Source organism: Intrasporangium oryzae NRRL B-24470, assembly GCF_000576595.1.
GTDB classification, from domain to species: domain Bacteria; phylum Actinomycetota; class Actinomycetes; order Actinomycetales; family Dermatophilaceae; genus Intrasporangium_C; species Intrasporangium_C oryzae.
Genome location: NZ_AWSA01000025.1, coordinates 1 through 20,712 on the forward strand (window position 1 = coordinate 1; position 20,712 = coordinate 20,712).

Annotated in this window: 24 protein-coding genes; 11 read left to right on the forward strand and 13 right to left on the reverse strand. The window is 73.1% G+C overall.

Annotation, left to right across the window (positions count from 1 at the left end; genetic code table 11):
* From N865_RS12410 to N865_RS12435, 6 genes are all read left to right on the forward strand, one after another.
* The coding region (locus N865_RS12410) for an ATP-binding cassette domain-containing protein (RefSeq protein WP_034806317.1) at positions 1-1,053 on the forward strand (1,053 nt) is incomplete at its 5' end.
* 64 nt (positions 1,054-1,117) lie between these two features.
* Entirely contained in the window at positions 1,118-1,684 is a 567-nt protein-coding gene (locus N865_RS12415; protein ID WP_034806319.1) for a hypothetical protein, read from the forward strand.
* A 1-nt stretch (position 1,685) separates the two neighbouring features.
* On the forward strand, positions 1,686-2,282 hold the full coding sequence (locus N865_RS12420; protein ID WP_034806321.1) for a histidine phosphatase family protein: 597 nt from the start codon (positions 1,686-1,688) through the stop codon (positions 2,280-2,282).
* Positions 2,275-3,951: a polyprenol phosphomannose-dependent alpha 1,6 mannosyltransferase MptB gene (gene mptB, locus N865_RS12425; protein WP_084328187.1), complete on the forward strand. Its 1,677-nt coding sequence runs from the start codon at positions 2,275-2,277 to the stop codon at positions 3,949-3,951. Before N865_RS12420 ends, mptB begins: the two co-directional genes overlap by 8 nt.
* A 137-nt stretch (positions 3,952-4,088) precedes the next feature.
* The gene (locus N865_RS12430) at positions 4,089-4,607 is read left to right on the forward strand and encodes a hypothetical protein (RefSeq protein WP_157557680.1); all 519 of its coding nucleotides are present in this window, start codon (positions 4,089-4,091) and stop codon (positions 4,605-4,607) included.
* 122 nt (positions 4,608-4,729) lie between these two features.
* Positions 4,730-5,944, forward strand: coding sequence for a pyridoxal phosphate-dependent aminotransferase (locus N865_RS12435; protein WP_034806324.1), 1,215 nt, complete (start codon positions 4,730-4,732; stop codon positions 5,942-5,944).
* A 66-nt stretch (positions 5,945-6,010) separates the two neighbouring features.
* Here the strand turns inward: N865_RS12435 and N865_RS12440 are convergent, their stop codons facing one another.
* Complete coding sequence (locus N865_RS12440) at positions 6,011-6,322, reverse strand: hypothetical protein (RefSeq protein ID WP_034806326.1); 312 nt, start codon at positions 6,320-6,322, stop codon at positions 6,011-6,013.
* Positions 6,323-6,349: 27 nt separating this feature from the next.
* Here N865_RS12440 and N865_RS12445 point away from each other — a divergent pair, with 27 nt between their 5' ends.
* From N865_RS12445 to N865_RS12455, 3 genes are read left to right on the forward strand one after another with little or no spacing between them, the layout of a single operon-like run.
* Positions 6,350-6,775, forward strand: coding sequence for a DUF732 domain-containing protein (locus N865_RS12445; RefSeq protein WP_034806327.1), 426 nt, complete (start codon positions 6,350-6,352; stop codon positions 6,773-6,775).
* A 58-nt stretch (positions 6,776-6,833) separates the two neighbouring features.
* Positions 6,834-7,847, forward strand: coding sequence for an LLM class flavin-dependent oxidoreductase (locus N865_RS12450; RefSeq protein ID WP_034806338.1), 1,014 nt, complete (start codon positions 6,834-6,836; stop codon positions 7,845-7,847).
* A 47-nt stretch (positions 7,848-7,894) separates the two neighbouring features.
* Complete coding sequence (locus N865_RS12455) at positions 7,895-8,320, forward strand: OsmC family protein (protein ID WP_034806341.1); 426 nt, start codon at positions 7,895-7,897, stop codon at positions 8,318-8,320.
* 123 nt (positions 8,321-8,443) lie between these two features.
* Here N865_RS12455 and N865_RS12460 read toward each other — a convergent pair whose 3' ends face one another.
* From N865_RS12460 to N865_RS12495, 8 genes are all read right to left on the reverse strand, one after another.
* Positions 8,444-9,367, reverse strand: coding sequence for a helix-turn-helix transcriptional regulator (locus N865_RS12460; RefSeq protein WP_034806344.1), 924 nt, complete (start codon positions 9,365-9,367; stop codon positions 8,444-8,446).
* Positions 9,368-9,455: 88 nt separating this feature from the next.
* Complete coding sequence (locus N865_RS12465) at positions 9,456-10,235, reverse strand: thioesterase family protein (RefSeq protein ID WP_034806456.1); 780 nt, start codon at positions 10,233-10,235, stop codon at positions 9,456-9,458.
* A gap of 117 nt (positions 10,236-10,352) precedes the next feature.
* Complete coding sequence (locus tag N865_RS12470) at positions 10,353-11,135, reverse strand: TetR/AcrR family transcriptional regulator (RefSeq protein ID WP_084328188.1); 783 nt, start codon at positions 11,133-11,135, stop codon at positions 10,353-10,355.
* Between the two features lie 134 nt (positions 11,136-11,269).
* Entirely contained in the window at positions 11,270-12,262 is a 993-nt protein-coding gene (locus N865_RS12475) for an L-lactate dehydrogenase (RefSeq protein WP_034806347.1), read from the reverse strand.
* Positions 12,263-12,498: 236 nt separating this feature from the next.
* Positions 12,499-12,957 carry a MarR family winged helix-turn-helix transcriptional regulator gene (locus tag N865_RS12480; protein WP_034806350.1) on the reverse strand — a complete coding sequence of 153 codons (459 nt, stop codon included), beginning with the start codon at positions 12,955-12,957 and terminating at the stop codon, positions 12,499-12,501.
* Positions 12,954-13,403, reverse strand: coding sequence for an EVE domain-containing protein (locus N865_RS12485; protein WP_051510519.1), 450 nt, complete (start codon positions 13,401-13,403; stop codon positions 12,954-12,956). The genes N865_RS12480 and N865_RS12485 overlap by 4 nt, the downstream gene beginning before the upstream one ends.
* Positions 13,400-13,843 (reverse strand): SRPBCC family protein, encoded by a 444-nt coding sequence (locus N865_RS12490; RefSeq protein ID WP_034806353.1) that lies wholly within the window; start codon positions 13,841-13,843, stop codon positions 13,400-13,402. The genes N865_RS12485 and N865_RS12490 overlap by 4 nt, the downstream gene beginning before the upstream one ends.
* A 149-nt stretch (positions 13,844-13,992) precedes the next feature.
* Positions 13,993-15,348, reverse strand: a complete 1,356-nt coding sequence (locus N865_RS12495; protein ID WP_034806357.1) for an aspartate aminotransferase family protein — start codon at positions 15,346-15,348, stop codon at positions 13,993-13,995.
* A gap of 150 nt (positions 15,349-15,498) precedes the next feature.
* Between N865_RS12495 and N865_RS12500 the strand changes: the two genes are divergently transcribed.
* Positions 15,499-16,884 carry an NAD(P)/FAD-dependent oxidoreductase gene (locus N865_RS12500; RefSeq protein WP_034806360.1) on the forward strand — a complete coding sequence of 462 codons (1,386 nt, stop codon included), beginning with the start codon at positions 15,499-15,501 and terminating at the stop codon, positions 16,882-16,884.
* Here N865_RS12500 and N865_RS12505 read toward each other — a convergent pair.
* Positions 16,855-17,694: a 2-phosphosulfolactate phosphatase gene (locus N865_RS12505; protein ID WP_034806363.1), complete on the reverse strand. Its 840-nt coding sequence runs from the start codon at positions 17,692-17,694 to the stop codon at positions 16,855-16,857. The two genes, N865_RS12500 and N865_RS12505, sit on opposite strands and share 30 nt — an antisense overlap.
* Positions 17,695-17,801: 107 nt before the next feature.
* Between N865_RS12505 and N865_RS12510 the strand changes: the two genes are divergently transcribed.
* Complete coding sequence (locus N865_RS12510) at positions 17,802-18,197, forward strand: VOC family protein (RefSeq protein ID WP_034806366.1); 396 nt, start codon at positions 17,802-17,804, stop codon at positions 18,195-18,197.
* A gap of 32 nt (positions 18,198-18,229) precedes the next feature.
* Here the strand turns inward: N865_RS12510 and N865_RS12515 are convergent, their stop codons facing one another.
* The 3 genes from N865_RS12515 to N865_RS12525 all read right to left on the reverse strand — a co-directional run bounded on the left by N865_RS12515 (position 18,230) and on the right by N865_RS12525 (position 20,674).
* Complete coding sequence (locus N865_RS12515; protein ID WP_034806369.1) at positions 18,230-18,877, reverse strand: DUF2278 family protein; 648 nt, start codon at positions 18,875-18,877, stop codon at positions 18,230-18,232.
* 88 nt (positions 18,878-18,965) lie between these two features.
* Positions 18,966-19,685, reverse strand: a complete 720-nt coding sequence (locus tag N865_RS12520) for a DsbA family oxidoreductase (protein ID WP_034806372.1) — start codon at positions 19,683-19,685, stop codon at positions 18,966-18,968.
* A 146-nt stretch (positions 19,686-19,831) separates the two neighbouring features.
* Complete coding sequence (locus N865_RS12525; protein ID WP_034806375.1) at positions 19,832-20,674, reverse strand: alpha/beta fold hydrolase; 843 nt, start codon at positions 20,672-20,674, stop codon at positions 19,832-19,834.
* Between the last annotated feature and the right edge of the window lie 38 nt (positions 20,675-20,712).

Sequence of the window (20,712 nt, forward strand, 5' to 3'; positions counted from 1 at the left end):
CGGGCCGAGGCCCTGCTCGACGCCCTCGGCCTCGGCCACCTCGCCGACGTCGACCCGCGCCATCTCTCCGGGGGCGAGCAGCGGCGTCTCGCGGTCGCCGCCGCGGTCGCCCACGGCCCGGCGCTCGTCCTCGCCGACGAGCCGACGGTCGGGCAGGACCGGCTGACGTGGTCGGCCGTCATGGGTGCCCTCGAGGCCGCGCGGAAGGAGGGGGCGGCGGTCCTCGTCACCACCCACGACTCGGGGGCGACCTCCCGCGCCGACCGGACCGTCCGGATGACGCGGCCGCCCCAGCCGCCCGGGCCCGTTGAGCCCGAGGCGCGACCGCTCCTCGGCCGCGTGGGTCCCCTCGCGCTGCTCGCGGTCGCCCTCTGCGTCCTGCCGCTGCCCGCCCTGCTCGACACGTGGCGCCAGGGCCTCGTCGTCCTCGGCGTCGAGCTCGTCCTCGGCCTCGTGGGACTGCTCGCCCCGGGACCCGGCCGGCGCCCGCGCGGCCGGCTGCGCGGGTTCCTCGTCCGCCTCGCACCCGCGGCTCTCGCCGTCGTCGGGGTGGCGTGGTCGGCGTGGCTCCTCGGCGGCCGGGACGTCGAGGTCGCGGCCGGCGCGGCACTCCGGGTCCTCTGCCTCATCGTCCCGTCGGCCTTCGTCGGCGGCTTCATCGAGCCCGAAGGGCTCGGCGACCACCTCGCCCAGCGGCTCCACCTGCCGGCCCGTCCGGTCGTGGCCGCGACGGCCGCCCTCCAGCGCGTCCAGTCCTTCGACGCCCTGTGGACCGAGCTCATGACGACCCGTCGCGTCCGTGGCATCCGGGCCGACCGGGGACCCCTCGCGAAGGGCCGGGAGCTCCTCGTCGTCACCGGCGGGCTCCTCGTCGGCGCGCTCGGGCAGGCGGCCACGCTCGCGCTCGCGATGGACGCCCGAGGCTTCGCCGAGGCGCGACGTCGCACCTGGGCGGGCGAGGCGCCCTGGCGCGAGGCCGACACGCTCGCCCTCCTCGGCGGCATCGCCGTCATCGCGGCCGCGGTGGTGGCCCGGTTCGTGCTGCCCGGCTGAGCCTTCGCTGGGTTCCGGCTGACGACGCGCGCCGTCGCACGCGCGCGCGTCGGGTGGGGGGAGAATGTCCCGGACCGACCCCGTCGACGAGAGGGACGCCGTGCTCCCTGCACCTGCCACCGTGCCGATGGGTCGCGCTCGCGCGCGGCGCCGGTATGCCGCCGGGCTCGTCCTCGTGGCCCCTCTGGCCCTCGGGGCCCTGGGCGGGTGCGGCCAGCCAGCCCCCACCGCGGGCGACGGCATCGATCCCACCGTCAGCGTGCCGATCCAGCCGACGCTCGAGCCGCTCCCGACGACGACCACCACCACGCCGGACACGGTCAACCCGTCGGCGGCGAGCGACGGCGGCCTCTTCGACGCGTCCGACCAGCTCACGTCCTCGACGTGCACGGCCGACGCGTCGGGCGTGTGGAGCTTCTCCGGGAGGGTCACCAACCCCGACTCGTCGGCACACACGTTCACCGTCGCGCTGTTCCTCACGACATCTGCGGATCCCGACCCCGCGGTGACGAAGCAGCTCGACGTGACCATCCCCGCCGGGGGGAGCGCCCCCGTCGCGGCGAAGGCCTTCGCCACCCGAGAGCCCAAGGGCGTCGAGTGCCTCGCCGGCGTCACCGTGAAGGATCAGTGACGTGCGCCTCTACCTCGTGCGCCACGGGCAGACCCACGCCAACGTCGGACGCCAGCTCGACACCGCCCACCCGGGCGCCGACCTGACCGACGTCGGGCACGACCAGGCCCGCGCGCTCGCCGACCGGCTCCGCGGCGAGGACCTCGGCGCGATCTACGTCTCCGACCTCGTGCGCACCCACCAGACCGCAGCGCCGCTCGCCGAGGAGCTCGGGCTCGAGCTCGTCGTGCTGCCCGGGCTGCGCGAGATCCAGGCCGGCGACTACGAGATGTCGACCGACTGGGAGCCCTACGTCCAGGCCGTCGTGCGCTGGCGTGAGGACCCGAGCCACACGATCCCCGGTGGCGACAGCGGCATCGGCTTCCTGCACCGCTTCCAGGAGGCGATCCGGACGATCGCGGCCGACGGCCACGCGTCGGCGCTCGCGGTCAGCCACGGCGCGGCGATGCGCGTCTGGTGCGGTGTCGTTCTCGACCTCCCGCCCGACTTCTTCGACACCCGTCGCCTCGACAACACCCACATCGTCACGCTCGAGGGGGACCCCGACATCGGCTGGACGCTGCTCGCGTGGGGCGACGAGCCGGTCACGCATGACTGACGGGTCGATGCCCTCCCCGATGCCGGCCGTGCCGGCCGTGCCGGCCGTGCCGCCCGGCCGCTGGCGCCTCGTCGGGGCCCTCGCGGCGGTCGTCCTCGCCCTCGCGTCGTGGGGCTCCGGCTCGCGGTCGACGCTCAACACGAGGGTCGTCTGGCCGGGGATCGCCTGGTGGAGCGAGACCGGCGGGTCACCCCTGCTCGCGACGGTCTCCGTCCTCGCGATGGCGGTGCTCGTGCTCTCGTGGTGGCGGCTGCGCGACGCTGTCGTCCCCGTGCGCTGGTGGTGGGTGACCGCCGCCGCGTGGTTCGTCCCGCTCGTCGCCTCCGTGCCGCTCTACAGCCGGGACCTCTACTCGTATGCCGCTCAAGGTGCCCTCTGGCATGAGGGCCTCAACCCCTACGAGCACGGGGTGCGCGACCTCGAGTCGGACTGGAAGGACTCCACCGCACCGACCTGGCTCGACACCCCGACGCCCTACGGCCCGGTCTTCCTCCTCCTCGCCCGTGGTGTCGCGGCGGTCTCGGGCGACCGGCTCGGGGTCGCGCTCCTGCTGCTGCGACTGCTGGCCGTGGCCGGGGTCGTCGCGATCGCCTGGGCCGTCGCCGACATCGCCCGCCGCCTCGGCGTCGATGCCACCCGCGCCACCTGGCTCGGGGTCGCGTGCCCGCTCGTCGGGGCCCACTTCGTCAGCGGTGCCCACAACGACGCCCTCATGGTCGCGGGCCTGCTGGCCGGGATCGCGTTCGCGCTCAGGGGCCGGTTCGCCGTCGCGGTCGTCATCGTCGCGCTGGCGGCCATGGTGAAGGTGACGGCCGTCATCGCGCTGCCCTTCCTCGCGCTCCTCTGGGCCCACGCGCCGCGTCGCTCGGGGGTGGGCGGCCTCCACCCGGCGCGCGGCGGGTCCCGGGCCCCGGTCGCGGCCCGGGAGCCCTTCGCCTGGGAGCCCCTCACGTGGGCAGCGGTGATCGGGGCGGGCCTCCGGACTCTCGTGATCGCTGCGCTTCCGATGGCGGCGCTCGGACTGCTGACCGGGCTCGGGTTCGCCTGGACCAACCCCGGTGCGACCCCGGGCAGGAACGAGCAGTGGACCTCGCTGCCCACGGGGCTGGGCATGGCCGTGGGCGCCGTCGGCCACGTCCTCGGCCACGACGAGTGGCGCGACTCGGGCATCGCCACCATGCGGGCCGTCGGCCTGCTCGTCATGGTCGTCGTGCTCGTCCTCGTCTGGCTGACCGCCGCCAAGCCGGGGGCCCACCGAGACCACGGCGGCCCCCACGACCCCGTCCTGGACGCGCGCCTCGACCGGCTCCGGGTCGTCGGGGCCGTCGGCTGGGCGATGCTCACCGTCGTCGCCCTCGCTCCCGCCTTCCTCGGGTGGTACTACCTCTGGGTGCTGCCCGTCCTCGCCGCCTCGGTCGCCGCCGTGTCCGGTCGGCTCCAGACCTGGCTCGCCGCCGTCGCTTCGGTCCTCTGCTTCGCCCAGCTGCCCGACGGCTACAGCCTCGGTCTGACGACGACGGCCGTCGGGGTCCCGGTCGTCCTCGTCGCGACGGTCGTCCTCGCCCGCCGGGGCGTTCGCTGGGGCCGCCGGGCCGACTGGGCCCACCTGCTCGACCTGGGCCGGCCGATCGTGGACGACCGCGGGATCGCCGGCGGAGAGCGCGTCTGACCCCAGATCCTGCGGTCGCCGGGCGAGCGCGCGGCCCGATTCTCGTGACGACCGGTATCGGTCACGGAATGGCGACAGTTCCCACCCGGCTCTCCCGATCGCCCGCGCGGGGCATGGTCCTCGCCCACACTGTCCCGGTGAGCGACTTCGGCTTCGTCGACGAGGCACCAGGGGAGGGGGAGCCCGGCGATGGCCCGACCCGTCGTCGGACCCGCCGGCCCGGGGGTGTCGCGCTCGTCTTCACGGTCCTCGCCGTCGGCCTCGTCGTCTTCGGCGCGTGGGCGTGGCTCAACCGGCTGCACGGCGACGACCTCGCCGCCTGGGACACGCTCTCGGCCCAGATCGACGAGCTCGACCGGTCCTACACCCCGCTCGGCCACAGCGAGGTCAGGCCCTGCCGTGACGAGCCCGGCGGGACGATCACGCGCCAGTACCCCGAGTCGACCGGTCCCCAGGCCGCCGAGCTCATCGGCTACCTCGTCGAGAAGGGCTGGGTCCAGCAACCGGAGCCGGCCCCGCCCCTCCTCTCCCGCCTGACGATGACCACCGACGACCACGCCCTGACCATCGAGGTGTCCGGGCCCGCACTCAACCTGCTCGTCGGAACGCTCACCGCGCGCAGCCCCGGCTCGGCGCTCGGCTGCCTCGGGCACTGACCGCCGCGCACCTGACTTCAGGCAGCGACGACGCCCCTCGGACCCGGAACGTCAGCGAAGACACAGGCCACATGGCGAGAATGGGGCAGCGGGCGGCATACGGGAGTGTCACGCTGGACCGCATGCGCGCGGTCACCCAGTCCCAGAAGCTCCAGAACGTCTGTTACGAGATCCGGGGACCGGTGCTCGCCGAGGCGAAGCGGCTCGAGGAGGAGGGTCATCGGATCCTCAAGCTCAACATCGGCAACCCCGCGCCGTTCGGCTTCGAGGCTCCCGAGGACATCCTCGTCGACGTCATCCAGGAGCTGCCGACCGCGCAGGGCTACAGCGACAGCAAGGGCATCCTCTCCGCGCGCCGGGCCGTGGCCCAGCACTACGAGCTGAGGCGCTTCCCGCGGATCGACATCGAGGACATCTACCTCGGCAACGGCGTCAGCGAGCTCATCGTCATGGCGATGCAGGGCCTGCTCGACAACGGGGACGAGGTGCTCATCCCGGCCCCCGACTACCCGCTCTGGACCGCGGCCGCGAGCCTCGCCGGCGGCACCCCCGTCCACTACGTCTGCGACGAGCAGGCCGACTGGGCTCCCGACCTCGACGACATCGCGCGCAAGATCACCGACCGGACCAAGGCGATCGTCGTCATCAACCCCAACAACCCGACCGGCGCCGTCTACCCGGGCGAGGTCCTCGAGGGCATCGCCGACCTCGCCCGCAAACACCAGCTGATCGTCATGGCCGACGAGATCTACGACAAGATCCTCTACGACGACGCCGTGCACACCTCGATCGCGGCCATCGCGCCCGACCTCTTCTGCCTCACGTTCAACGGCCTGTCGAAGGCCTACCGCGTCGCCGGGTTCCGCTCCGGGTGGCTGGCCCTCTCCGGCCCGAAGGAGCACGCCCGCAACTACATCGAGGGCCTCGACATCCTCGCCAACATGCGCCTGTGCGCCAACGTCCCGGCGCAGCACGCGATCCAGGTCGCGCTGGGCGGCTACCAGTCGATCAACGAGCTGATCCTGCCCGGCGGTCGCCTGCTCGAGCAGCGCAACGTGGCCTGGGAGCTGCTCAACCAGATCCCCGGGGTCTCGTGCACGAAGCCCCAGGGGGCCCTCTACCTCTTCCCGCGCCTCGACCCGAAGGTCCACGCGATCCACGACGACCAGCAGTTCGCCTTCGACCTGCTGCGCGAGCAGAAGCTCCTCGTCGTCCACGGGACCGGGTTCAACTGGGCCACCCCCGACCACTTCCGCATCGTCTTCCTGCCCCGGGTCGAGGAGCTCGAGGACGCGATCGGACGCCTCGGGAAGTTCCTCTCGACGTACTCCCAGTAGCCCGACCGCGCCGTATGCCGCTGGGCCGGCCCAGCGGCATACGCCCGCTCCGGGGGCGGTTGGGCGTCACGCCACCTGCGTCGAGGCCCACCACTTGAGGAAGAGGCCGAGCACGACCGCCCAGAAGACCGTCAGCGCCAGGCTGACCCAGATCGCGAGCCAGGCATAACGGCGGGCGGCCCGCTCGCCGCGGGCGATGCTGAGACCCGCGAGGGCGAGGCCGAGCAGCTGCGGGAGGAAGCAGAACCCGAGGACGATGCCGGACAGGGCGGCGACGACGGCGCCGCGAGCGAGGGGGGCCTCGGTCGCGAGCCGCGGCAAGCGGTCGAGCCGTTCGCGCGCGTCGTCGCCCGGCGGGGCATGATCGTTGTCGGACACGCGTTCAGGGTAACGATGGAGCCGCACATGATCCGAACGACCGGCCGCCCCCGCCGGGCCCCACGCGCCCTCGCCTGCCTCGGGGCGGCGCTGGCCGCGACGGCCCTGCTCTCGGCGTGCGGCAGCGACCCGACCCTCGGCGACCTCCCGAAGGGCGTGGCCCAGGCGCGGCCGACGATCACCGCTGAGGAGGCGGACTTCGTCCTCGACGCCCAGAAGCTCGGCGCCACGGTCACGGGCGCGAGCGTCGCCGACGACATCGAGACCGGCACGACGACCTGCTGGGCGCTCCAGAACGGCGGCGTGACGCTCAAGCAGATCGCCGTCGGCGACGACGACCAGCCGCTCGGCAACACCGGCGACGCCCTGCGGACGAAGCAGCTCATGGCGGCCGCGGTCCAGGCCTTCTGCCCCGACTACACCGACCAGATCCCGCAGCTCGGCCTCCCCTGACGCCCGCTCCGCAGCACCTCCGGAATACGGTCCGGAGGCGTCGCGGTTGGTCCCTGGTGTGACTCGACCGAACCGCGCCCGCCTCAACATCCTCGATCTCGTCCCCGTCGTCGACGGAGGGACCGCAGCGGAGGCGATCGGGTCCACGGTCGACGTCGCGCAGCACGCCGAACGGTGGGGCTACCACCGCTACTGGATGGCCGAGCACCACAACATGCGCGGCGTCGCGTCGAGCTCGACGGCCGTCCTCATCGGGCACGTCGCCGGCCGCACCGCGTCGATCCGGGTCGGCGCGGGCGGGATCATGCTGCCCAACCACCCGCCGTACGTCGTCGCCGAGCAGTTCGGCACGCTCGCGACGATGTACCCGGGCCGGATCGACCTCGGTCTCGGGCGCGCCCCGGGCACCGACCAGCCGACCGCCCGGGCCCTGCGCCGCAACGAGATGGCCGCGATGAACTTCGCCGGCGAGGTCGAGGAGCTCATCGGCTACCTCGGCGACCCGGACCCGGACGCAACGGTCCGGGCGATCCCGGGCGAGGGCACCCACGTCCCGATCTGGATCCTCGGCTCGAGCCACGGCGGCGCGCAGGTCGCCGCCGCGCTCGGGCTGCCCTACTCGTTCGCCTCGCACTTCGCGCCGGCCGCGCTCCTGAGCGCCCTCGAGGTCTACCGCCGCCAGTTCCAGCCGTCGATCCACCCGGGCGGCCTCGACGAGCCGCGGACGATGGCGGGCGCCAACGTCATGGTCGCCGACACCGAGGAGGAGGCCGACCGCCTCTTCACGTCGGTCCTCATGCGCTTCCACGGGATCGTCACGGGCCGGCGCACGGCGCTCCCGCGCCCCGACGGCGACGTCGCGAGCCTCCTGGGTTCATGGAGCCCGGCCGAGCGCGCGGCCGTCACCGAGATGACCCGCGTCTCCTTCGTCGGCACGCCGGAGCGGGTTCGCGACGACCTCGCGGCCTTCACCGAGGCGACCGGCGTCGACGAGCTCGTCGTCACCTGCGGCGCCCACGACCACGCCGCGCGGCTGCGCTCCTTCGAGTTGCTCGCCGACGCCTGGTCGTGACGCGAACCCCCGGCACCCGCTGCGGACCCATCTGGAAGGCTGCACCCATGAGCACCGAGACGCCCGACCTCCGCACGATCACCCTGACCCGAGACAGCCAGGGCCGCTACACGGCACGCAACCGCCGAGGCGGCTCGATCTCGGTCAGCTCTGGCACCGATGAGCTCTCGCCCGTGGAGCTCCTCCTCGCCGGCATCGCGGCCTGCACCGCGGTCGACGTCGACACGGTGACGAGCCGCCGGGCCGAGCCGGAGAGCTTCGAGGTCGAGGTGGCGGCCGACAAGGTCAAGGACGAGCACGGCAACCATCTGCAGGACATCACCGTCACCTTCCGCGTGCGGTTCCCCGAGGGCGACGGCGGCGACGCCGCCCGCGAGATGCTCCCCAAGATGGTGCAGCGCTCGCACGACGAGTGGTGCACCGTCAGCCGCACCGTCGAGCTCGGGACGAAGGTCACCGCCACGGTCGAGTGAACGCGGTGTTCGTGCGTGAACTCAGCGGCATACCGCTGTGTTCGTGAACGAACACTGCGCTCACGTGGGGAGCTCGTATGCCGCTCAGCCCGGCTGCATACGAGCCCTCCGTGAGTGCCCGCCTCACGCCGTCGGGGCGGCGTCGATGTAGCTGATGGGGTCACCCCAGCCGAGCCGGCTGACGCCGTGCTTGTCGAGGGCGAGCACGGCGAGCGTCCGGCGGTGGGCCGCGAAGGTGAGGACGTGGGCGATCATCGCGCCGTACGTGCAGGTGAACGGCGGCTCACAGGACGCGTCCACGAAGACGTCGTCGAGCTCGCCCTTCTCGGTCGCGTCTCGGACGTGGGCCAGGAAGACCGGGGCGGCCTCCGCGAGGCGTCGCCGCAGCTGCGTCGTCGTCTCGTGCTGCTCGACCGCGAAGTCGTAGGGCCGGCTGTCCATCGTGGCGTTCCACATCGCCATCTGCCCCACGAGGCGGCTGAGGATGCGGCGGAGGGTCGACGGGTCGGGGTCGTCCTCGACGCTGAGGACGATCGGCTCGTCGAGCTGGTCGTCGGTGAGCCGGCCGGCGCACTCGATGAGCTCGCCCGTCAGCCAGATGTGGTGCTCGACCATCTTCTCGATCAGGTCCATGGCGGTGACTCTCCTCTGGGCCGGCAGTCGGATGCTGCCGGGTGGGTGGAAGTGGATGTCGTTGCCCGCCGGGAGCCGGATCGTGCCCGGGCGCTCGCGCCAGCCTCGCGGGGTCGTCCCGTAGGCGCGGCGGAAGGCCCGGGTGAAGGCCTCGTGGGAGCCGTAGCCGGCCTCGACGGCGACGTCGAGGATGGTGCGACGGCTCGTCGCGAGACGGTAGGCGGACCGCTCGAGCAGGACCCTGCGACGCAGGGAGCTCGGGGCCTCGCCCGCCGTGCTGCTGACGATCCGGTCGAGGTGGAACCGCGACAGGTGCAATCGCGCCGCGATCTCGTCGCCGGTCAGGTCTTGCTCGTCGATGGTGTCGACGAGCACGTCCAGCCAGGAGGCGAAGGTGTCGGTGGCGGCGCTCATGGACCGATCCTCGGTGCGGTGGGGGATGCCCGGTTTGATCATCCTTGCGCAGTCGACCCGGCCGCAGGCGCCCTCGAGCGCGGTCGGCTCAGGCGCCCGGTAGCGGCCGGACCGTGAGGATCTGCTCGGCGCGGCCGACGGGGCCGAGCTCGTCGTGCAGCGTCGTCGAGGTGAGCCCGAGCCCGGTCGTGCCCATCGTGACCCGGGTGTCGAACCCGACCCAGCCGCGGACGGGCTCGCGGAAGAGGTGGACCGTCAGGTCGACGTTGGGGAACATCCACTCGGACGGCGAGACCCGCACCGCGATGCCGTTCGCGGTGTCGGCGAGGCGGATGAGGTCGGTCGTCGGCGAGCAGGTCTCGCCGTCGACGAGGGGGTTGCGGGCCCGGATCCACGTCCGGGTTCGGCCGGGGCGTCGCTCGGGGTCGGCGCGGAACTCGAGGCCGCGGATGTAGCCGCCCTCCCAGGTGTCTGCGCCGTGCCAGGCCGGGAAGTCGCCCGGTCCGGGCATCGGGTCGAGCTCGACCCCGGCGACGGGCGTCGAGTCCTGGGCCGAGAGGCGCCAGGCGTGGGCGCGGACGACGGGCCGGTCGTCGACGGTCATCGTCGCCTCGACGAGCTCGATCGTGCGGCCGGGGCGGGTCGTGCGGACGGTGACGCGGCTCGGGCGGGCCGGGATCATCCCGAGGATGTCATAGCTGACCCGGGCGAGCTGCAGGTGCTCCTGCGGCTCGTGGAGGTCGATCGCGTGCGCGAGGATGCCGCTGACCGGGCCCATGTGCTGCTCGTCCGGACGCCAGGCGCCCTGGGTGTGGACCGTGGGCAGGAACAGGTCCTCACCGAGGCGCCGGTAGAACGCCGGGGCCACATCGAGCCCGTGCTCGACGCCCTCGCCGGGACTCGGGGCCGGGGACGGGGAGGGGGTCGCGTCGCTCGTCACTCGCTCCACTCTAGGACGCCGGGACCGCCGCTCGGCCGAGGGCCCTCAGCCCACGCCCGCTTCGCGGTGGGTGCGCTCGCCGGGTCCGGGCGCCGTCGCGTCCAGCGACGGTTGCGTCACCGGACCGCCCTCCGGACCGGGTTCGTCGCCGCCCGAGAGCACCCCGAGGCCGAGGTCGACCATTCGGACGAGCCGCGGGGCGAGCTCGTCGACGAACGTCGGCGGGAGCTCGCGCAGCGGTCCCTCGAGCGCGAGCATCGCCAGGCCGTGGACGGCCGACCACGCGAGCAGCTCGGCGCCGGGACGTTCGCTCGCGGGCAGGACGCCCGCCTCGAGCATCTCGTCAAGGGTGTCGCTGAGCAGCTGGAACGGCGTGCGCCCACACTCGCCCGCCGCCTCCGGCGCCGCCGACCTCCGCAGGTCGGTCGGCACGGCGAAGGCCGTCCGGAACAGCCCCGGCTCGTTCATGGCGAAGCGGAGATAGCCGACGCCGACCGCCCGGAACCGGGCCCGCGCGAGGGACCTCGCGTCGTGCGTCGTCCCGCGGCTCACGTCCGCCATCGTCGCGGAGATCACGTCGGCCCCACGAGCCTGGGCCAGGGACGCGGTGGCGGACAGGAGTGCGTCGCGGTCGGCGAAGTGGCGGTACGCGGCGTTGGCCGAGACCCCGACCCGCCGGGTCGCCTCGCGCAGCACGACCGCGTCGGGTCCGCCCTCCCGGGCCAGCTCGAGCGACGCCTCGAGCAGGGCACGCCGGAGGTCCCCGTGGTGGTACGTCGCCCGGGGGGCGGAGGACCGGTCCGGGTCAGAGACGGCCGAAGAGCTCACGCAGCCATCATCCTCTCTCGCCACCGCGGCCGTGGCCCGCTCGGCGCTCCTCGCCGTGTGGCGCCCGCCACGACGCGGGACGTATGCCGTCCAGCCGGGTCAGCCCGGCGGCATACGTCCCGTGGTGGGTGGGCTCAGAGGCCGAACCGCTGGGCGGTGGCCCGGACCGCCTCGGCGGAGCGGCGCAGCCCGTCGAGCTCGGCGTCGGTCATCGGCACCTCGATGCGGTCGCCGACGCCGTCGGCGTGGACGAGGGACGGCACGGACAGGCACACGTCGCTGATGCCGTGGTAGTTCTCGAGGAGCGAGGAGACGGGGAGGACCCGACGCTCGTCGTAGACGACGGCCTCGAGGATGCGGGAGGCCGCGAGGCCGATGGCGTAGTTGGTCGCCCCCTTGCCCTCGATGACGCGGTAGGCCGACTCGACGACGTCGCGGGCGATCCGGTCGCGGACCTCGGCGTCGAGCAGGCCCGTCCCGTCGAGACCGGGCCAGTCGAGGAGCGGCACCGAGGCGATCGAGGCCGAGCTCCACAGCGGGAGCTCGGAGTCGCCGTGCTCGCCGGCGACGTAGGCGTGGACGTTCTGGACCGCGACGCCGGTGTGCTCGGCGAGGAGGAACCGCAGCCTGGAGGAGTCGAGGACGGTGCCCGACCCGAAGACCCTCGACGACGGCAGGCCGGACGCCTTGAGCGCGGCATACGTCACGACGTCGACGGGGTTGGTGACGAGGATGTGGACGGCGTCGGGCGCGACCTCGACGAGGCGGGGGACGATCTGCCTGACGAGGGCAATCGTCGTCTCCGCGAGCTCGAGTCGCGACTGGCCCGGCTTCTGCTTGGCGCCCGCCGTGAAGATGATGACGTCGGAGTCAGAGAGGACGGCGACGTCGTCGGACCCCTCGACGTGGGCCATGGGGACGAACTGGATCCCGTGGCTCAGGTCGAGCGCCTCGGCTCGCGCCTTCGCGCCGTTGACGTCGAAGAGGGCGACCTGCTGGGCGGCGCCGCGCATGAGCGTCGCGTAGGCGATCGTCGCGCCGACGGCGCCGGCCCCGACGATTCCGACGTTGGTCGTGCGCCGTCGGGTGGGGACCTCTGGCGTGGTGGTCGCGGCTGCCTCGGTCATCGTCGTCCTCCCTGGGCTCTGCGGCGTCGGGGTGGTGTCGGGGGTGGTGTCGGGGGTGGTGTCGTGGGGTGGTGTCGCAGTGCGCACAAGGCTAGTGCCGGCGGCGCCGGACCGTGGGCGGGTGTGCGAACCTGCCCGGTCGAGGCGCCCGAGGAGGAGACCGGGGTCGGAACCGCTCGGCGTCAGCGGTCCGGTCACCCGGGGAGCGGTGCGCCGGTGACAACCGGACCGAACGCTCACGCGGAGGGCTCGCCTGCCAGCCGCTGGAGGCCCGCGAGCAGGCCGAGGAAGGTCGGACCGGCCGCGGCGAAGAACGTGGCGTCGCACTCCTCCACGGCGACGATCGCGGCGTTGACGCGGTCGAGGCCCGCGGCCGTGACGACGAGGTCGCGGGCCCGGGAGTCGCCCGGGTGCGGCCGGCGCTCGATGAACCCCTTGGACTCGAGGGTCCGCACGACCTGCGAGGTCATCATCACGTCGGTCATCGCGTAGTCGGCGAGCTCACGCTGCGTCACCGGCTCGTCCCGCTCGCGCCGCAGCCACGTGAGCGACGCGAGCAGGACGAACTGCGTGTGGGTGAGGTCGTACGGCGCGAGCGCGTCGCGGATCGCGGCCTGCCACCGGTTGCCGACCCGCCAGAGGAGCAGTCCGGGGCTCTCGGACTCGTCGGTGAAGCGGGTGCGCAGCCGGCTCATGCCGACCGATGCTCCGCCTCGGGGTGCGCGGACCGCATCGGCCCGGTCATGGCCTGCTCGATCAGGAGGAAGTCCGCCTCCTCGAGTGGAAGCAGGCCGCGCCGGAGCGCATAGCCCCAGTTGGGTGCCCGGGTGAGGAGAAGTCGGTCGGTGAGGTCGGCGAGGGGCACGGGCCGGGCATCGGCCCAGTCGACGCGCCGCCGGAAGGGCCTGAAGTCGCCCTCGTCCGCCTGCCAGATCTCGCCGTCGGCGATGCGGCCCACGGCCGTGAACTGCCGGCACGGCACCGTCCCCCGCAGCTCGTCCTTCGGCGAGTAGTAGACGAGCCCGTCGCCGGGGGCCATCCGGGCGAGGCCGGCGCGCTTGCCGTGGTGGACCTGGGCGATGCCGAGCTCGACGCCGCGTCGGACGTGGGAGGCGGAGACGACCCCGAGCCAGAACCTCATCGGGCCACCTCGGTGTCGGCGTCCTCGCTGATGAGCGCGACGAGCCGGGCGAGGTCGTTCTCGACGCCGTCGCGGGTCGCCGCCGGGCCGAGGATGCGGGCCCACAGCCCGCTGAGCGGCCCGGAGACGGTGACGGTCACCTCGACACGAGCGCCGGAGTCGGTCGGTTCGGCGTGGTGGCGGAAGGTGAGCCGCGCCCCCGGGAGCATCGTCGTGTCGGCGAAGGTGCGGCCCTCGACGAGCTCGGTGACCTCGAAGCGCGACGTCGGGCCGCCCTTCGGCTTGAGCTTGCCGCGGGCGCCGAGCCGGACCGGCTCGTCGAGCCGGGTCCAGGCGAGGTCGGTGCTCCACTGCGGGTGGGTGTCGACGTCGGCCCAGCGGGCGTAGAGGTCGGCGGGGGTCACAGGGACGTCGGTCCGGAACTGCGCGAGAGTGATCATGGGTCAATGGTAAGCGCGCTTAGTATATTGTCAAGGGGCTCCAGGCGCGAGGTCGGCTGGGCGCGAGAATGGCTGAGCGGCATACGGACTCGTCCGTATGCCGCTCAGCGAGGTGTCGTCGGCCGGCGCCGCCGGACGCCGGCCGGGTCTCAGGCGAAGAGCTCCTGCACGCACTCGAGGAACATCGCGCTGTGGGCGTCGACGTCGGCCTGCGTCGTGTCGGGGCACATGAGCGCCATGTTGTGGAAGGGGGTGAGCAGGATGCCCCGGTTCAGTGCGTAGAGGTGGAGATACTGCTGCAGCTCGAAGTCGTCGGCGTCGTGGGCGTCCTGGCCGTTGCGGGAGGGCTGGGCCGAGAAGTTGTACTCGGCCCGCGCGCCGAGACGGGTCACGTGCCAGTCGGCCCCGACCGCGTCGATCCCGGCCTGGACCCCGTCGGCCCACGCGTCGGCGAGCGGGACCATGTGCTCGAAGGCGGCCGGCGTCATGACCTGCTCGAGCGTCGCCTTCATCGCCGCCATCGACAGGCCGTTGCCGGCGAGCGTGCCGCCGATGCCGCCCACGTCGATGTCCTCGAGCTCGATGGACCGGGCGATCCGGTCGGCGACCTCCTGGCTGAAACCGAAGGTGCCGCAAGGGATGCCGCCGCCGATCGACTTGCCGATGACGAGCATGTCGGGCTCGAGGTGGTCGCGGCCGGTGAAGCCGCCCGGGCCCGCGCAGATCGTGTGGGTCTCGTCGTTGATGAGCAGGGCGCCGTACTTCCGCGTCAGCTCGCGCAGGGCCTCGTTGTAGCCCGGGTCGGGCAGGACGATGCCGATGTTGGTCAGGGCCGGCTCGACGAGGACCGCCGCGACGTCTCCGTGGGCGAGGGCCTTCTCGAGGGCCTCGACATCGTTGAACTCGACGACCCGGGTCGTCTCGGACGTGTCGACGGGCGCGCCGATGTTGTTGCGCCGGTTGACCGTCTCGCCGCCCTCGCCGAGCGTGGCGAAGGTCTCGTCGACGGAGCCGTGGTAGCAGTAGTTGTGCACGACGATCTTGCTCCGGCCGGTCAGGTGCCGGGCATAACGGATCGCGTGGCGGTTGGCGTCGGTCGCGGTCAGCGTGAACTGCCAGAACGGCAGCCCGAAGCGCTCGGCGAGCCCCGTCGACACGGCGATGGCGTCCTCGGTCGGCAGCATCGTCGTGATGCCCCGGGACAGCTGCCGGGTCACGGCCTCGACGGTCGGCGCGGGGGAGTGGCCCATCATCGCACCCGTGTCGCCGAGGCAGAGGTCGACGTGGTCGATGCCGTCGACGCACGTGAAGTGGGCTCCCTCCGCGTGGTCGACGAAGACGGGGAAGTCACCCGGCCACTTGACCATCCAGCTCATCGGGACGCCGCCCGGCATGTGGGCCTTCGCCTGCTCGGCGAGGGCCTGCGAACGGGGTCGGGCAGCGGTGAAGGCGGCGCGCTCGCGGGCATGCAGCTCGGCGAGACGACGGCGGTCGACGGTACTCATGGGGCCATCTTGTCCTGCCTGGCCCGATGACGGAAGGGGCCGCCTGCATCGAGTGGCCCTTCGGAATCCGTCGTCAGGACCCGAGAAATCGACGGATAAAGGACCTCCAACCGGCTGCCGCGGACCTGCGTCGAAGGGCATACTTCGGGCATGTCCCCGAGCGCTTATCGCGGCCTCAGCCTGTGGCACGACACGATCGACGACGATCTCGCACCCCGGCCGGCCCTCTCGAGCGACCTCGACGTCGACGTCGCGATCGTCGGCGCCGGATACACCGGGCTCTGGACGGCCTACCACCTCGTCACGGCCGACCCCTCGATCCGCGTCGCCGTCATCGAGAAGGAGGTGGCCGGGTTCGGCGCCTCGGGGCGCAACGGGGGCTGGTGCTCGGCCCTCTTCCCGACCTCCCTCAAGCGGATGGCCGCCGAGCGCGGGCGCGACGCCGCGATCCGCATGCAGCAACGGCTCCACGAGACCGTCCCCGAGGTCGGGCGGATCGCGGCCGAGGAGGGCATCGACTGCCACTTCGAGCAGGGCGGCTACCTCTCGGTCGCCCGCAACCAGGCCCAGCTCGAGCGGGTCCGCGAGGACGTCGCCGACTACGCGTCGTGGGGTTTCGGGCCCGACGACCACCGCCTGCTCGACGCCGGCGAGGTCCGCGAGATCGCCGCCGTGTCCGACGCGCTGGGCGGCTCGTGGACGCCGCACTGCGCCGCGATCAACCCCGTCCGCCTCGTCCGTGGTCTGGCCCGCGCCGTCGAGCGCCGGGGCGTCGTCATCCACGAGCGCACCACCGCGGTCGACGTCCACGGCGGCCGCGTCGTCACCCCGCACGGCACCGTCCGCGCCGAGCACGTCGTCCTCGCGACCGAGGGCTACACGCCCACCGTCGCCGGGAGGCGCCGGGCCATCGCCCCGGTCTACTCCCTCATGACGGCGACCGAGCCGCTCACACCCGAGATCTGGGCGCAGATCGGGCTCGAGAAGCGCACGACCTTCGCCGACAACCGGCACCTCGTCGTCTACGGCCAGCGGACCCGCGACGGGCGGATCGCCTTCGGGGGCAGGGGCGCTCCCTACCACTACGGGTCCAAGGTCAACGCGGCCTTCGAGCGCGACGCCCGAGTCCACCTCATGCTCCGGCGCATCCTTCTCGAGCTCTTCCCGGTCCTCCGGGACGTCACCTTCACCCACGCCTGGGGTGGCAACCTCGGCGTGCCGCGCGACTGGTTCCCCTCCGTCCGCCACGACAAGCGCACCGGCCTCGCCTTCGCCGGCGGCTACGTCGGCGACGGCGTGGCGACGTCGGCGCTCGCCGGCAGGACGCTCGCCGCGATGATCCGCGACGACGACCCCGAAGGCCTGGCGACGCTGCCCTGGGCCGGTCGCACCTCCCGCCCGTGGGAGCCCGAGCCGCTCCGGTGGCTCGGGGTCAACGCCGTCACCGCCATCATGTCCTCGGCCGACTGGTCGGAGCGGCGCACGGGCCGGCCGTCGCGTGCCGCCTCAGCCTTCTGGTCGGCCATCGGCCAGTAGGCCCGCGGCGACAAAGGCGCCGTCGCGGAGCACCGGCACGCGTTCGCTGCCGTCGACCTCCGCCGCGATCTCGACATCGTCGGGCCAGCCGATGTCGATCAGCTCGCGCCCGCTCGCGGACGCGGCGAGCGCGTCCTCGACCCGGTGCGCCACGCCGAGCCAGGCGTGGAGGGCGAGCTCGGCCTCCGGGCTGAGCAGGAGCGGGCCCGCCTGGTGCTCGAGCCGGGCGACGACCGCCTCGACGACCGCCCCCGCACCCCAGAGGTCCTCCGCGGACGGGCGCAGCGTGTGGTCGTCGGGCCAGCGCTCACCCGCCGGGACGAGGACGATCGCCGGGGGCCTGCCCGACGTCCCGGCTGCCGCGCGCAGGTGCTCGACGAGGCGGTGACCGACGGCTGCCCGGTTGCGCAGCGACGCCGCGACGACCGTGGCGCCCGACTCGGCGAGCACGGCGCTGGTCGTCGAGCCGTTCGGGGACGGGAGCACGAGGGCCTTCAGGTCGGCAGGCGCGTCTCGGATCGAGCGCGGGGAGAGGCTCACCCCGTCGTGGGCGTGCGACCGGGGCCGCGCGAGCTCGGCCCGGTGCTCGGCGGCGAACCGCTGGGCCGACTCGTCCCGCCACCGGTAGGGATAGACGGTGAGCCCCCGGTCGCAGGCCACGGAGACGCACGTGGTGAAGCTGAGGACGTCGAGCACGACGGCGATGACCGACTCACCGCGCTCGGCGGCATACGTGGTCAGGGCCCGGCCGCCCGTGGGACCCCACTCGAGACGGACGACGTGGCGGTCCTGGCTGTGGAACGGCTTCACGCCGTCAGGCTAGCCCGCGCGAGGACCACTCCGGTCTCGCCCAACGCCCGTGGGCCCCTGGCCCCGGTGCCAGACTGAGAGCGTCCGGTTCGAGCGAGGAGGTCGGCATGTCCCGCGTGGTGCACTTCGAGATCCAGGCTGATGATGTCGAGCGGGCGAAGGCCTTCTACGGCGCCGCGTTCGACTGGTCGTTCGAGGACTACGGCCCCGTGACCGGGTCGACCTACTGGGGGATCACCACCGGGCCCGAGGACCAGCCCGGCATCAACGGCGGTCTCCTGCAGCGACCGGCGCCGACCCCCGGACCGGGGCAGGGGACCAACGCCTTCGTCTGCACGGTCGAGGTCGGCGACTACGACGAGACCGAGCGGCGGATCCTCGAGGCGGGTGGCCAGGTGGCGCTGCCGAAGATGGCCCTGACCGGCATGGCCTGGCAGGGCTACTACCTCGACACCGAGGGCAACACCTTCGGGATCCACCAACCCGATCCCGAGGCGAAGTAGCCGACTGGGGCCGACTCGGGCGGACCCGAGGGTCAGGCCGGATGGCCGGCGTCGTCCGTCTTCGAGGCCTGTGAGGAGAACTTCGAGACGAAGGCGTCGAAGCTGCCGTCCGGGCGCTCGACCATGACGCCCCCGTCCTGCCAGATCCCGTTCTCGGACGCCCACTGGGAGTCGAGCGGGTCGCCCTGGTTCTGGTGGACGTTGTGGACCCCGAGCCCGACGTCGAACGGCTCGCCCCACACGAGGGTCCGGCGCCCGATCACGAGGATCGACTCGAGGGCCACCGAGGCGTCGATGTTCGAGCCGGTCTGCCACGGGCGCCGCGGGAACAGCCCAGCGAGCCACGGCGGCGGTGCGACGACGAAGAGGCACCCGGGGTTGTCGACGAGGGCCGGGTGACGAATGTGGTCGAGGGCGCCGGTGGTGGGGGCGGTCACCAGGTCGTGGTAGCCGGGGATCGCGTCTCCGGCGGGTGCGATCGCGCTCCGCGCGACGGTGAGCACCTTCCACTGGACGCCGACCTGCGACTGCTTGCTGTCGACGTCGACCGCGCACCGGTAGGACCCCTGCGGCGCCGAGAGCTGCAGGTTGACGTGGTACCAGCGTCCCTGGTCGTCCGGGGTGTCTCGAACGTGGCTCGTGAGCGTGCCCGCGAGGACGCCGTAGTGGCTGAGCGGCACGGGCTCAGCGTACGCCGGGACGCATCACCGGGAGTCCGAAATGCGCCTTCCGCGCGAGGGGGAGGCAGAGGACAGGCGTGGTCGGGGTTCAGCGACCGCACACCCCGCCGCAGCCGCCTGCGCCGCACCCGCCGCCGCAGCCGCCGGCCGCCACGGCGGGCTCCGGGACCTCGTGCCGGGTCGACCACGCCGTTTCGAGGGCCTGGGTGAAGACCTCCGTCGGCTGGGCCCCGGAGATGCCGTACTTGCGGTCGAAGACGAAGAAGGGCACCGCCTCGATGCCGAGCATCTTGGCCGTCGCCTCGTCGCTGCGGACGTGGTTGCCGTAGTCGTCGGAGTCGAGCATGTCGCGCACCACCGGCTCGTCGAGACCGATCTCGGTCGCGAGCCGGACGAGCGTCTCGCGGTCTCCGACGGCGAGTCCATCGGAGAAGTACGCCCGCATGAGGCGCTCGTGGGCGGCGTCGGCGAGCCCCTGCTCGGCGGCGAGGTGGACGACGCGGTGGGCGTCGAACGTGTTGCCGTACCGGGCCTGCTGCCAGTTGAACTCGAGGCCGAGCTCGGCAGCCGCTGCGGCCATCGACTCGTGCTGGGCGACCGCCTGCTCGCGGGTCGTGCCGTACTTGCGGGCGACGAGGTCGACGAGCTCACCGTCGACCACCGCTGCGGCGCCACGGTCGAGCTCGAAGCTGTGCCACTGGATCTCCAGCTCGTCAGCGTGCTCGAACCGGGCCACGGCCGTCTCGAGGCGGCGCTTGCCGATGTAGCACAACGGGCACACGATGTCTGACCAGATGTCGATCTTCACGGTCGTGAAACCTACCTCCGCGCGCCCGTCTTCCCCGCATCGCCGAAATGAGACGCAGGCCGCACGGGCTCCCTCCCTGCCCCGACGAGCGAGTCGTATGCCGCCGGGCTCGGTCCCGGCGCCACGACGTCCTCCCGGGGCTCGGATCACCCGCCCTGGGTCGAGGCGATGCGGGCGAGGATGGCCGTCGCGCACTCCTCGGCGCGGGTCTCCGGCAGCCAGTGGCCGGCCGCGACCTCGAGGAAGGCATACGGACCCGTCACGTGCTCGCGCGTCAGCTCCGCCGCGTGCCGGCCGAGGGCGACGTCGTCACGACCCCACACGTACGTCGTGGGCACCGTCACCCGGTGCGCCCGGACGTGCGAGGAGCCGGTGGCTCGATACCAGTTGATCGGCCCGGTGAGCGCGTCCGCGTGACCGAGGCGAGCGGCATACCTCTCGACGTCCTCGGCGGGCAGGCCGCTGCCGCGCATGATGCGCCGGAACCCGGCGGCGAAGACGTGCTCCGGCACCCACGGCACCTGGAAGGCGCCCATGTACCAGGACCGGCGCAGCTGGTCGGGGGTCCGTAAGGCCCGCGAGAGGGCCGCCGGGTGCGGCGTCGAGAGCACGGTGAGGGAGGCGATGCGCTCGGCGGCGTTGCCGGCGACGAGCCAGGCGATCGCTCCGCCCCAGTCGTGCCCGGCGAGGTGGACCCGCTCGTGGCCGGTCGCGTCGACGAGCGCGAGGGCGTCTGCGACGAGCTCCTCGAGGCGGTAGGCGGACCTCGACGGCGGGGTCGCCTCGGGCGAGTAGCCGCGCTGGTCGGGAGCCCACGTGCGGCAGCCGGCGTCGGCGAGCCGGTCGGTGATGCGCGTCCAGCTCGTGCGGTCGGTGGGGAAGCCGTGCAGCAGGACGACCGGGGTGCCGTCGAGCGGTCCGGAGTCGGTCACCTCGAAGGTCAGGCCGTCGCGCTGGAAGGTCTCGACGCGGGGTTCGGTTGCGGGCATGGGCCCATCATGCGGCTCGGCGCCGGGTCTCGTTGGGG